The sequence below is a fragment of the Streptomyces sp. NPDC001714 genome (genome assembly GCF_042892755.1).
Lineage (GTDB): Bacteria > Actinomycetota > Actinomycetes > Streptomycetales > Streptomycetaceae > Streptomyces.
This window is the reverse complement of record NZ_JBIAUL010000002.1, coordinates 716128-728554: the sequence shown is the minus strand read 5'-3', so window position 1 is coordinate 728554 and position 12427 is coordinate 716128. Positions and strand designations below refer to the sequence as shown.

Here is a 12427-nt window from a genome sequence, read left to right as displayed (position 1 = left end):
GAGGACTGAGGAACGTAGATGACCACCCGTCACATCGTGGCGCCCAAGGGTCAGGGCGGCCGGGGCGCGTACCGCACCATCGGCGAGGCGATACGCGCTGCCTCGCCCGGCGACCTGGTGGTGATCGCCCCCGGCACCTGGACCGAGAACCTGGTCCTGGACCGTGCCGTCGTGCTCACGGCGGAGCACGGCCGGGGCAGCGTGGTGATCGCGGCGCCGCCCGGTGAGGCGCCCGCGGTCGCCGTGGACGCGCCGGACTGCGCCCTGCACAACATCACCGTGTGGGGCTCCGACGCGGGCCTGCCCGCCGTGAGCGTGTCGCCGGGCGCCGGGCTGGTCCTGGAGGAGTGCTCGGTGGAAGGCGGCCGCGTCCAGGTGAAGGGCCCCGACGACGAGGAGGGCGGTACGACGGCCGTCGTACTGCGCCGCTGCCGTCTGGAGGGGGCCAGGCTGGCCGGTCTGCACCTGGCGGGCGGTGTGCGCGCCCGTCTGGAGGACACGGCCGTGACGGGTGTCGACGGTACGGGCGTGGTGCTGTCCGGCACGGCGAGCCTGGACGCCGTACGGCTGCGGCTCGAGCGCACCACCGGGTCCGGGGTGCGGCTGCGGGGCCGGTCCCGGCTGCGGCTGACCGACTCGGTACTGGCCGGAAGCGGTCGTGCGGGGCTGCTGCTCGAGGACGCCACGGAGGCCTTGGCCGGGGAGTCGCGTATCGAGACGCCGGGGGCGGCGGGGGTGCATCTGACCGGTTCGGCGCGGGCCGAGCTGACCGACTGCCGGATCCGCGGAGCGGCCGCCAGCGGGCTGGTCGTGCAGGAGACCGCGCGGCTCAGCGCGTCGGGCTGTTCCGTGGCCGACGCGGGGGCCAACGGGCTCCTGGTGACTGGCTCGGCCGAGGCGGAGCTGGCCGACTGCCGGATCGACCGGAGCACCTTCAGCGCGGTCCACCTGGCCGGCACGGCCGTCGGGCGCCTCGCCGACTGCCGGGTGCGGGGCGGCTCCGAGCACGGGGTGCACGCCACGGGCGAGGCCCGGATCGAACTGACCGACTGCGGGATCACCGACGTCGCCATGACCGGGGTCAGCGTCCTGGAGCGGGCGATGGCCACGCTCACCGGCTGCCGGGTCGCCGGGGCCACGGCCGGGATCGGCATCGGCTCGCCGGCGGGCAGCACGGTCGCGGACACCACGGTGACCGGGACGAAGGAAATCGGTGTGCAAGTCGCCAAGGGAGCGGCCGTCTCCCTCGCCGGGATCCGGATCAGCGGCGCCGGGGCGGCCGGGCTGGTGGTCGACGAAGGCGCCGAGGCGACGGTGACCGGCGGCCGGGTCGAGGACTGCGCGGGCTCCGGCGCGGTCGTGTGGACCGGCGCCAGGCCTGAGGTGACCGGGCTGCACATCGACCGGCCGGGCAAGAACGGGGTGTTCCTGGCCGAGGGCGCGGGCGGCACGTTCACCTCGCTCGACGTCACCCGCGCGGGTTTCCCGGCCCTGCATGTCGCCAAGGGCGCCGACCCCGTCTTCCGGCACTGCCGCATCCGGGACTGCGCGGAGGCGCTGGGCACCGACGAGGGCGCCACACCGGTCCTCGAGGACTGTACGGCCGACGGCACCCCGCTGACCTTCGGCACCCCGGCCGCGGCCCCCGTGAACGGCAGACCCGGTGCCGCCCCCTCCTCCGCCGCCACGGCCAAGGCCGCCGACGACTCCGGCGAGCCGGAGGAGGAGAACCTGGAGGACCTGCTCGGCGAACTCCACGAACTGGTCGGCCTGGACCGCGTGAAGCAGGACGTCGGCTCCCTGGTCAAGCTCATGCAGACGGTCCGCCGCCGCGAGGAGGCCGGACTGCCGGCCCCGCCGCTCAGCCGCCACCTGGTGTTCGCAGGCAACCCCGGCACCGGCAAGACCACGGTCGCCCGCCTCTACGGCCGCCTGCTCAAGGCCCTCGGCCTGCTCCGCCGGGGCCATCTGATCGAGGTCGACCGCACCGCGCTCGTGGGCGAGTACGTCGGCCACACCGGCCCGAAGACCACGGCCGCCTTCAACCGGGCGCTCGGCGGTGTCCTCTTCATCGACGAGGCCTACTCCCTGGCCCCGGCCTTCGCCGGCAACGACTTCGGCACCGAGGCCGTGGCGACCCTGGTGAAGCTGATGGAGGACCACCGCGACGACGTGGTGGTCATCGCCGCCGGCTACCCCGGTGACATGCACCGCTTCATCGGCTCCAACCCCGGCCTCGCCTCCCGGTTCGGCCGCACCCTGCTCTTCGAGGACTACGAGCCGGGCGAGCTGGTGTCGATCGTCGAGTTCCAGGCGGGGCAGCACCGCTACGAGCTGACTCCCACGGCCCGGACCGAGCTCTTCTCCCTCTTCCAGGCCATGCCGCGAGGCGAGGGCTTCGGCAACGGCCGCTCGGCCCGCCAGATCTTCCAGGAGATGACCGAGCGCCAGGCCCAGCGCGTCGCCGAGCTCACCGCCCCGACGGCGGAACAGCTGATCAGCCTGGAGGCCCAGGACCTGCCCCACCCGGCCGTGCGCTGACGGCACGCTTCGTTCCGTACAATTTGAGGCCGAACGACCGTGCGGCGCCGGCCGCCGCACGGTCCTGGCGAAGGTCGCGAAGGAGTCACCCGTGCCCGGTCATCGTTCCATCACCGAAGCGGAGAAGCTCGCCTCGGCGAAGCTCGGCGGGATCCCGATCCGCCGGGACCAGATGGCGGCCGTCGCGAACATCCACCGGGCCGCCTCCGCCGTGCGCCAGCACCTGGAGAACTCCGTGCTGCGCGGCTCGGACCTCACCTGGACGGCGTTCGTGGTGCTGTGGGTCGTCTGGGTGTGGGGCGAGTCGGAGACCCGGCACGTGGCGGAGGAGGCCGGGATCTCCAAGGGCACGCTCACCGGCGTGGCCCGGACCCTGGAGTCGCGTGGCCTGCTCGGCCGTACCGGGCATCCGGACGACGGCCGCCTGGTGCTGCTCAGCCTCACCGAGAAGGGCGAGGAGCTGATGCAGCGGGTGTTCCCGGAGTTCAACGCGGAGGAGGCCTTCGTGACCTCCGGGCTCAGCGACGCCGAGTGCCGGACCCTCGCGGAGCTGCTGCGGCGGGTCGTGCTCCAGGTCGAGGAGCACGGCGAGGAGCGGCGGCGGGAGCTGCTCGGCGGCGCCGAGCCCGCGCCGCGCCGCAGCGGGCGGCGCCCGAAGGCCTGATCAGGCGGCCGCCCGTACCAGTGCATCGAACAGGCGCTGCTGCACCGGGTCCTCGTGCGCGGTGTCCTCGGGATGCCACTGCACGGCGGTGAACCAGCCCGGGGCATCGGCGAGTTCGAGACCTTCGACCGTGGCCGGCAACGAGACCACCCGCCACACCATCACCCATTCGATGCTGGCCCTCCTCCAGCATCCCGAGCAGCTGGCCCGGCTCAGGGACGACCCGTCGCTGATCCCGACCGCGGTGGAGGAGTTCCTGCGCTGGGCCTCCCCCGTCTACCACTTCCGCCGTACCGCGACCCGGGACGTCGAGCTCGGCGGCAAGCGGATCAGGGAGGGCGACAAGGTGGTCATGTGGTACGCCTCCGGCAACCGCGACGAGGAGGTCTTCGGCAACCCGTACGACTTCGACGTGGCCCGGCAGGACAACGACCACGTGACCTTCGGCAAGGGCAGCCCGCACCTGTGCCTGGGGAACCTGCTCGCGCGCACCGAGATCCGGATCATGTTCGAGGAGCTGATCCCGCGACTGGCCGGCATCCGGCTGGCCGGCGAGGTGCCGCGGGTGCGCTCGAACTTCGTGAACGGCGTCAAGAGGCTGCCGGTGGAGGTGACGCTCGCCTGACCGGCCCGGGCAGAGCCCGGTCAGAGCGCTGCGGCCCAGGCGTCGACCGTCGTGACCTCCGCCTGCTTCGGGAACACCTTCTCCGTGAGCACCCGGTGCACCTCCGGGTCGGAGTCGAGGCAGCCGTCGGAGAGCACGGTGAGCTCGAAGTCGAGGTCGGCGGCCTGGCGCAGGGTGGACAGCACGACGCCGCTGGTGGCGATGCCGGTGAGGACGAGGTGATCGATCCCGCCGGCCCGCAGCAGCATGTCGAGGTCGCTGCCGGCGAAGGCGCTGACCCGCCGCTTGGTCACCACCGGCTCACCGGGCGCGGGCGCCACGTCCGGGTGGACCTGCGTGGACCGGTCGTCGCCGGCCGGCCGTGGCGCGGCGCCCACGAGGCCGCGGAACATCTTGTTGCGGGCGCTGACCTCCGGGTATCCGGGACGGAAGCCGACGACCACGTAGATCACCGGGACACCGCCGGCCCGGGCGGCCTCGATCGCCTTGCCCAGACGTGGCAGGTACTCGGCGTCGGGAAAGCGGTCGACGACGACCTGCTGGACATCCATGACGAGGAGGGCTTGCTGAGGCACCGTCTCTGTTCCTTCCACGCGGCCCCGTTAGTCATCAAGCGATTACTTGGCAACGTAGACCGGCTGCGGGATCATGTCAACGCATGATTACTTGGTGGCGGATCCTCGGTCCGCCGAAGGGGCCGGTGTGGCGTGAGGGAGAGGAGCCGCTGTGTCATCGGACGACGTGACCGAACAGGCCGCCGACGGGCCTCGGCGCCGGGACGCGGCGGCGACCCGGCAGGCCCTGCTGCTCGCCGCCCGCGCACGGTTCACACAGCTGGGCTACGACCGTACGACGCTGCGGGACGTCGCCGCGGACGCCGGAGTCAATCTGGCGCTCATCAAGCGGTACTTCGGCTCCAAGGAAGGCCTGTTCAAGGCGGCGCTGGCGTCAGCGCCCCGGTTCCTGGGCGATGACGAGGAGTTCCCGCGCGACCGGGCCGCCCTGGCCGAGGCGCTGAGCCGGCAGCTGGCGGCCGGGGCGTGGGCGGAGTTCGGCGAGCATCCGGTGCTGATGCTGCTGCGGGACTCCGGGGACGCGCAGGTGGCGGAGCTCCGCCGGAACGCCCTCGCGGAGTTCGGCCGGCAGGTGCTCGAAGCGTCGGGTGCCTCGTCGGCCCCCGACGCCCTGCTGCGGGCGGACCTCCTGGTCGCCCTGGGGGTCGGGGTCGCCGTCGTACGCTCCGCCGTGGGCCTGCGGCCCCTGGCCGACGCGACACCCGAAGACCTCCTGGGCCCCCTCCACGACATCGTGGAGGGGCTGCTCGGACCACCGCCTGCGTGAGCAGCCCTGCTCGGACGGGTCACTCCGGCCAGGCGGAGTCTCTGCAACGTCCGGGCGGCCAGTCGCAGTTCTCCACGACCATCACACACCACCGGCCCGCAGCGACCTGCTGCGCGCCCTGATCGCGTCCGTGCTCGCCGATCCGACCGCCGACCACAGCCTGCCCGCCATGGCCGCGTCCGCGGCCGTCAGCCCCCGGCATCTGACCCGGCTGTTCACCGCCGAGCTGGGCACCACACCCGCACGCTGGGTCGAGCGGGTCCGCCTGGACCGTGCCCAGCAACTGCTCCTGGAGGGCCACAGCGTGACCGCGGCCGCACAGCACAGCGGCCCGGGCACCGACGAGACCCTGCGCCGTGCCTTCGCCCGCCACCTGGGCACCACCCCGACCCACTACCGCAGACGGTTCACCACCACCGGCCCCTCGGACTGAACGGGGGTACGGCAGCGCCCCGTAGTGGCGCTGGGGGTACCCCCGGCCGAAGGCCGGGGGAGGAACTGCGCGACATGCCACGACGGCGCCGCATCCGGCAGACGGCAGATCGCGGCAGTCCCGGCGGAACGCTCAGCCCGGACGCGTCCGGCCCGGACCGGACGGGACCGGCTAGGGAACCAGCACCAGCCGTCCGCGCACCCCGCCCGCCGCGAGGCGGGCATGAGCCTTGGCGGCATCGTCCAGGGAGAACGTCTCGGCCACCCGGAGCGTCAGCACGCCCTCGTCCACGAGTGCCGCCAGCTCCGCCAGGCGTGCCCCGTCCGCGGTCACGGCGACGGCGGCCGTCCGCACCCCGCGCACCGGCGCCGGCTCGCCTCCGGGCCGGACCCCGACGTAGCCGCCCCCGTCACGCGCCCACTCCAGGGCCGTCTCACCGAGAACCGCGGCGTCCAGTACCGCGTCGAAGCTCCCGGCCTCGACGGCGCCCGCCGTGAAGTGCGCTGCCCCCAGCGACCGTACGAGCTCCTCGTCGGCCTCGCGGGCCAGTGCGGTCACCGATATCCCCCGGTGGGCGGCCAGTTGGACGGCGAAGCCGCCGACCGCGCCCGCCGCACCGGTCACCAGGAGGGACTGCCCCTCGGTCAACTCCAGCAGGTCCAGGGCCCCTACGGCGGTCAGCCCGTTCAGCGGCAGCGTCGCCGCGTGCACGGCGTCCACCGTGGCCGGCGCCGTGGCCACCGCGTCCGCCTCCACCACGACGTACTCGGCGTGCGTGCCGAGCGGCCGCACCATGCCGGGGTCCAGCGCCACCACCTGGTCGCCGACGGCCCAGGCGGTGGCGACGCCGGTCGCGTCCACGGTCCCGGCGACGTCCCAGCCGAGCCCGATCCGCTTGCCCGCACCGCCGAAGAAGCCGCCCCGCACCCCTTCGACCGCGGGGTTCAGTGCGGCCGCCGCGACCTTGATCCGCACCTGGCGCGGCCCGGGCTCGGGCCGCTCGGTCTCCACGACCTCCACGACCTCGGGCCCGCCGAAGGTGTTCACCACTGCTGCACGCATGACGACCTGCTCCCTCTACGACCTGCTTGCCTCGGTCTCTCCTCAGCTGTTCGCAACCCTAGGAAGAGCTACTATCTTCTGGTAAGTAGTTACCTGAAGGTGCCTAGGTCCCCGAGAGGTGAGCGATGCCGACCACGACAGCGGCCCAGCGGCGCGAGCAGGCGCGCGTGGAGTACGACGCGTTCATCCGGGCCTGCCCGACCAACCAGCTCCTCGACCGGATCAGCGACAAGTGGGTGAGCCTGGTCGTGTGCGCGCTGTCCCCCGGCCCGATGCGCTACAGCGAGCTCGCCCGCAAGATCGCCGGTGTCAGCCCGAAGATGCTCACCCAGACCCTGCGCTCCCTGGAACGCGACGGCATTCTCGCCCGCACGGTGACCCCGTCCGTGCCCGTCCGCGTGGACTACGAACTCACCCCGCTCGGTCTCAGCCTCTCGCTGCTGCTGGCGGGCGTGAAGGACTGGGCGGAGACCCACATCGAGGAGGTCCACGAGGCGCGCGAGCGCTACGACGCGGAGACCGGGAGTCAGAACTCGCGCGGATAGACGCGTGCGGTCTTCGTACACAGGACGCAGTCCCTCGAGTGCGGCGCTCGAGGGAGCGTGACGCTTTGCGGGGGCCCCATTGGGTCGTGCCGCACTTCCCGGGCAGCGCCGGACTCGCCGTCCCGCACGTCGAACCGATGGCGAACACCGTCCCGCCCTGGACCGGATGCACCGCCGTCTGCGCATCGCCCCGGACGCACATGACCGCGTCGTCGGCCCGCAGCCCAAACGGATCGCCGTCGACGGGTCGCGTTCGCCCTCGGCCGCGCTGACTCCGCGGCCGAAAAGCGGTGTTCAGGCGCTCGAACGCGCCGCTCGCAACCGCCAGTTCAAGCCTTTGTTCTGATGCGCTCATGACATTGGCGACTCCCGGATGCCAATCTGCTCTCCGAAAGTTCACCGCCTGCTCACAGGTGTCTCACACAACTCCCTTGTCCGATCCCTGACTTGACCCGCACGGCGGCGAGGACCCGACCCCTCTTCGTGCCGTGCCGGCCACCCGCGCGCCGCCGGACGGCCTCACCAGGCCGACCCGCTCTCCCGGGCCCATCCGGCCCGACCACCCCACAGAAGGAGAACGCATGCTCCGGCAGGACCGTCATCACCGTCGCACCAGACACAGCGTGGCCCTGGCGCTGACAGCCGCGAGCGCCATGCTCGTGGCCGGGATCCAGAACGGGACCGCCGTGGCCGCATCCGGCGACCACGCCCCCGCCAAGATCCTGGCCACCCCCGACGCCGGCGCGGCCCCCGCCCCGCTCTCGCCGGCGAGGCGTACGGCAATGCTCAAGACCGCCGCCGCCGACGCCCCGGACACCGCGAGGACCCTCGGCCTCGGCGGCGCCGAGAAGCTGCTCGTGAAGGACGTGACGCAGGACGCCGACGGTACGACGCACACCCGCTACGAACGCACCTACGCGGGCCTGCCGGTCCTCGGCGGCGACCTGATCGTCCACGACAGCGGCGGCCGCCTCACGGTGTCACGCGCCACGAAGGCCGCCCTCGCGCTTCCGTCCACCAAGGCGAGGATCTCCTCGGCCACGGCGAAGGCGCACGCGCTCACCACCGCCGCGAAGGCCGGCGCCGAGCGTCCCGCGCTCGACGGCAGCCCGCGTCTCGTCGTCTGGGCCGCCTCGGGCAAACCCGCCCTGGCCTGGGAGTCCGTGGTCGGCGGCGTCCAGGACGACGGCACCCCCAACGAACTCCACGTGATCACCGACGCGGACACCGGAAAGCAGCTGTTCCGGTACCAGGGCGTCGAAACCGGCACCGGCACCGGCCAGTTCAACGGGACCGTGCCCCTCAGCACCACGCTCTCCGGTACGACGTACCAGCTCGTCGACGGCGACCGCGCCGGACACCGCACCTACGACCTGAACCAGGGCACCTCCGGCACCGGCACGCTCTTCACCGACGACAACGATGTCTGGGGCGACGGCACTTCGGCCAACCGGCAGACCGCGGGCGTGGACGTCGCCTTCGGCGCGGCGGCGACCTGGGACTACTACAAGAACGTCTTCGGCCGCAACGGCATACGCAACGACGGCGTCGCCGCCTACAGCCGCGCCCACTACGGCAACAACTACGTCAACGCCTTCTGGCAGGACAGCTGCTTCTGCATGACGTACGGCGACGGTTCGGGCAACACCCATCCGCTCACCGCGCTCGACGTGGCCGCCCACGAGATGAGCCACGGCGTCACCGCGGCCACCGCGGGTCTCACCTACTCCGGCGAGTCGGGCGGTCTCAACGAGGCGACCTCCGACATCTTCGCCGCCGCCGTCGAGTTCTACGAGAACCTGCCGGCCGACGTCCCGGACTACCTGGTCGGCGAGAAGATCGACATCAACGGCAACGGCACCCCGCTGCGTTACATGGACAAGCCCTCCAAGGACGGTGCGTCCAGCGACTACTGGAGCTCCTCACTGGGCGGCCTCGACGTCCACTACTCCTCGGGGCCGGCCAACCACTTCTTCTACCTGCTCTCCGAGGGCAGCGGAGCGAAGACCGTGAACGGGGTCTCCTACGACAGCCCCACCTACGACGGCCAACCGGTGACGGGCATCGGCATCGGCAACGCCCAACGCGTCTGGTACCGGGCACTCACCACCTACATGACGTCCAGCACGAACTACGCGGGTGCCCGTACGGCCACGCTTCAGGCCGCGGCGGACCTGTTCGGCGCCTACAGCCCCTCCTACCTCGCCGTGGCCGACGCCTGGGCGGCGATCAACGTGGGCCATCGCGTCGCACTGGGCGTCAACGTGGCGCCGATCGCGGACCAGATCAGCGGCATCGGGCAGGCGGTGTCCCTGCAGACGGACGCGTACACCACCAACTCCGGCGCGGGCCTGACCTACACGGCGACCGGCCTGCCGGACGGTCTGACGATGAGTGACACGGGCCTGATCTCGGGCACCCCGACCACCCTCGGCACCAGCGACGTCACCGTCACGGTCGCCGACGACACCGGCGCGAGCAGCACCGTGAGCTTCTCCTGGGAGGTGGCCTACGTCTACGCCAACGCCACCCGCGTCGACATCCCCGACAACAGCACGGCCGTCGAGTCCCCGGTCACCGTCACCGACCGGACCGGGAACGCCTCGGCGACCACCCAGGTCTACGTGAAGATCATCCACACCTACCGGGGTGACCTGACGGTCGACCTGGTCGGACCCAACGGAACGGTCTACTCGCTCCTGAACCGCAGTGGCGGCTCCGCCGACAACGTCGACCAGACGTTCACCGTGGACGCCTCGGCGCAGCCCCTGAGCGGCACCTGGAAACTCCGGGTCCAGGACCACGCCGCGATCGACGTCGGCTACATCGAGCAGTGGCGGCTCATCCCCTGAGCCCCGCCGGTTCCTGACCCCGGCCCTGTCAGGACGTGCGGTGCCGTTGTCGCGGGACGTCCCCGTGGCCCGTGGCAACGGCTCCGCCCGGGTGCTGTCGGCACCCGTTCGGCGTAACGTGTGGGGGGAATGAACCGGTCGCGGGCCATGCGGTCCGATGTTGTCCGTCGGCCCGTTGGTCTCCGTGGCGTGCACCCGTATGAGTCAGGAGCGCATCGTGGGGACACCTGTTCGTCGGCGCACGTGCGGCGGCTCCGCCGCCCGGCGCACCACTGTTGGACTCGTCACCACCGTGCTCGCCGCCGGTGTGTGCACCGTGCCGGCCGCGGGAGCGCCCGGCCACCCCGTGTCGGCCGTCTCCGCCGCGAGCTGCGCCGACACGGTCTACGCGGGGATGACCCAGGCACAGCGCGTCGGCCAGCTGTTCATGGGCGGGGTCGCCGCCACCCGTCCGAGCACCACGGACCTGCAGACGCTGCGCACGTACCACGTCGGGTCCGTCATGCTCACCGGACGCAGCACCGCCGGGACCACCGCGACGAGGAAGGTGGTCGACGGGATCCGCACGCAGGCCGACACGGTCGGCGGGCACCGGGTCGGGCTGCTCGTGGCCACCGACCAGGAAGGCGGTCAGGTCCAGGTGCTCAGCGGCCCCGGCTTCTCCGTCATGCCGAACGCCCTGACCCAGGGCACGTGGAGCACGACCACCCTGCGCAGCCGCGCCGCGACCTGGGCGGGGCAGCTCAAGGCGGCGGGCCTGGACCTCAATCTGGCCCCGGTCGCCGATGTCGTGCCCGCCAGTCTCGGCACCCGTAACGCGCCCATCGGCCACTTCTACCGCGAGTACGGCCACACCCCCGCCGTCGTGACCTCGCACACCGGCGCCTTCGCCGCGGGCTTCCGCGCGGCCGGGGTGATGACCACGTTCAAGCACTTCCCCGGGCTGGGCAAGGTGATCGGCAACACCGACACCACCGCGAACGTCACCGACTCGGTGACCACCGCGACCAGTTCGAGCCTGCAGCCGTTCCAGAGCGGGATCAAGGCAGGTGCGCCGTTCGTGATGATCTCGTCGGCGAAGTACACGAAGATCGACTCGAAGCACATCGCCGCGTTCTCACCGACCGTCATCAACTCGCTGCTGCGCACCAAGTTCGGCTTCAAGGGAGTCGTCATCTCCGACGACCTCGGCCAGGCGGTCGCGGTACGGGCCTACACCCCGGCACAGCGGGCGGTGCAGTTCATCGGCGCCGGCGGGGACATGGTCCTCACGGTCAAGGCGTCGACCGTACCGGCGATGGTCCAGGGGGTGCAGGCCCAGATGGCGAAGGACGCCGCCTTCCGCGCCAAGGTCGCCGCCTCCGTGCACCGCATCCTCACGGCCAAGGCAGCCGCCGGCCGCCTCACCTGCAGCTGAGACCGGTTGCCCGGGCGCGCCGGATGCGTTCGGGCAGCGGTGTCCGGTAGTCGGGCAGCAGACGCAGGGCACGGAACGCGGACCTCAGGAACAGCCGCACGACGCGTTCGCGGCGGGGGCTGAGCCGGCCGATCCGGTGGAGCCGGCAGACCCGCTCGCCGGCGAGGTAGCGGGTCAGATCCCTGCCGAACGCCCGGAAGGGCGCGCGGAACCATCGCCCGGCGAAGTGGTCCATCATCGCGGTCGCCACGGCATGGCCGGCTTCCGTCGGCTCGTACGGGCGCGCGTCGTACTTCGCGGCGAACTCGGTCATCGCGTCCCAGTCCTCCGGGAAGTACGCGTCGGCCAGGGGGCCGGACTCGCGTTCCAGGAGGCGGAAGAGGGTCTGCGCCCAGCGGTGCCAGGCGGTCTTCATGGGTTCACTCGTGCCGGGCAGTCCCAGCGAGGTCTGCAGGCGGTCGCCGTAGGTCGCCAGCAGGACGAGCGGGTAGACGAAGTCGTCGGTGTCGTCGAAGTTGCCGGGCAGGTGCGGGGTGGCCCGGGCGATCGCCAGGTGGATGCGGTTGAGCCGGTCGGCGGCTTCCCGCCCCGCGTCGCTGGACAGGCCGTCCACCATCCAGGCCATCAGGAAGTGGTTGGCGTCCTGGTAGCGCCGCTCGGGTCTCGTCGTCAGCTTCGCCGTGTGCGCGAGGGTCGCGGCCGTGGCGCCGGGCTGCATCATGCGCATGGTGCCCGGGTAGAGCGTCATCGCCAGGGCGAACTCCGGGATTTTGTAACCGACATAGAGCGATATCATCCGCTCCCATTCGGTCTCGGGATCCAGCCCGGCGAGTTCGCGGTCCACCCACTTGTACCCACGACGCAACGTCCGTTCCCCTCAAGTCGAAGCCATGCGCCCCACCGCCCCGGCTTCGCCGGGAACATGGTGTCGCGCGGGCGGAAACTCC

General features: G+C 72.0%; 11 protein-coding genes and 2 pseudogenes. 9 read left to right on the top strand and 4 right to left on the bottom strand.

Features of this window, described 5'->3' with window-relative positions; translation table 11 throughout:
* Positions 1 to 18: 18 nt before the first annotated feature.
* Positions 19 to 2541, top strand: a complete 2523-nt coding sequence (locus ACFY0P_RS07890; protein ID WP_388908494.1) for a right-handed parallel beta-helix repeat-containing protein — start codon at positions 19 to 21, stop codon at positions 2539 to 2541.
* Positions 2542 to 2632: 91 nt separating this feature from the next.
* A complete protein-coding gene (locus tag ACFY0P_RS07885) occupies positions 2633 to 3205 on the top strand; it encodes a MarR family winged helix-turn-helix transcriptional regulator (RefSeq protein ID WP_388908492.1) in 573 nt (190 codons plus the stop codon).
* Here ACFY0P_RS07885 and ACFY0P_RS07880 read toward each other — a convergent pair.
* A pseudogene (locus tag ACFY0P_RS07880) lies at positions 3206 to 3337 on the bottom strand (gamma-glutamyl-gamma-aminobutyrate hydrolase family protein); the annotation flags it as partial.
* Here ACFY0P_RS07880 and ACFY0P_RS07875 point away from each other — a divergent pair.
* A pseudogene (locus ACFY0P_RS07875) lies at positions 3336 to 3830 on the top strand (cytochrome P450); the annotation flags it as partial. The pseudogenes ACFY0P_RS07880 and ACFY0P_RS07875 overlap by 2 nt on opposite strands.
* A gap of 20 nt (positions 3831 to 3850) precedes the next feature.
* Here ACFY0P_RS07875 and ACFY0P_RS07870 read toward each other — a convergent pair.
* Positions 3851 to 4405, bottom strand: a complete 555-nt coding sequence (locus ACFY0P_RS07870) for a cysteine hydrolase family protein (RefSeq protein ID WP_388908490.1) — start codon at positions 4403 to 4405, stop codon at positions 3851 to 3853.
* Positions 4406 to 4556: 151 nt separating this feature from the next.
* Here ACFY0P_RS07870 and ACFY0P_RS07865 point away from each other — a divergent pair, with 151 nt between their 5' ends.
* Entirely contained in the window at positions 4557 to 5171 is a 615-nt protein-coding gene (locus ACFY0P_RS07865; protein WP_388908488.1) for a TetR/AcrR family transcriptional regulator, read from the top strand.
* A 130-nt stretch (positions 5172 to 5301) separates the two neighbouring features.
* The gene (locus tag ACFY0P_RS07860) at positions 5302 to 5604 is read left to right on the top strand and encodes a helix-turn-helix domain-containing protein (RefSeq protein WP_388908486.1); all 303 of its coding nucleotides are present in this window, start codon (positions 5302 to 5304) and stop codon (positions 5602 to 5604) included.
* A 171-nt stretch (positions 5605 to 5775) separates the two neighbouring features.
* Here ACFY0P_RS07860 and ACFY0P_RS07855 read toward each other — a convergent pair whose 3' ends face one another.
* Entirely contained in the window at positions 5776 to 6666 is an 891-nt protein-coding gene (locus ACFY0P_RS07855) for an NADP-dependent oxidoreductase (RefSeq protein WP_388908484.1), read from the bottom strand.
* Positions 6667 to 6791: 125 nt separating this feature from the next.
* On the opposite strand from ACFY0P_RS07855, the gene ACFY0P_RS07850 reads away from it, so the two are divergent.
* From ACFY0P_RS07850 to ACFY0P_RS07835, 4 genes are all read left to right on the top strand, one after another.
* The gene (locus ACFY0P_RS07850; RefSeq protein WP_388908482.1) at positions 6792 to 7211 is read left to right on the top strand and encodes a winged helix-turn-helix transcriptional regulator; all 420 of its coding nucleotides are present in this window, start codon (positions 6792 to 6794) and stop codon (positions 7209 to 7211) included.
* 166 nt (positions 7212 to 7377) lie between these two features.
* Positions 7378 to 7557, top strand: a complete 180-nt coding sequence (locus ACFY0P_RS07845; protein ID WP_388908480.1) for a hypothetical protein — start codon at positions 7378 to 7380, stop codon at positions 7555 to 7557.
* A gap of 235 nt (positions 7558 to 7792) precedes the next feature.
* Positions 7793 to 10063 carry a M4 family metallopeptidase gene (locus ACFY0P_RS07840; RefSeq protein WP_388908478.1) on the top strand — a complete coding sequence of 757 codons (2271 nt, stop codon included), beginning with the start codon at positions 7793 to 7795 and terminating at the stop codon, positions 10061 to 10063.
* A gap of 217 nt (positions 10064 to 10280) precedes the next feature.
* Positions 10281 to 11480 (top strand): glycoside hydrolase family 3 N-terminal domain-containing protein, encoded by a 1200-nt coding sequence (locus tag ACFY0P_RS07835; RefSeq protein ID WP_388908476.1) that lies wholly within the window; start codon positions 10281 to 10283, stop codon positions 11478 to 11480.
* Here the strand turns inward: ACFY0P_RS07835 and ACFY0P_RS07830 are convergent.
* Positions 11467 to 12345, bottom strand: a complete 879-nt coding sequence (locus ACFY0P_RS07830) for a DUF2236 domain-containing protein (protein ID WP_388908474.1) — start codon at positions 12343 to 12345, stop codon at positions 11467 to 11469. The genes ACFY0P_RS07835 and ACFY0P_RS07830 overlap by 14 nt on opposite strands.
* Positions 12346 to 12427: the final 82 nt, after the last annotated feature.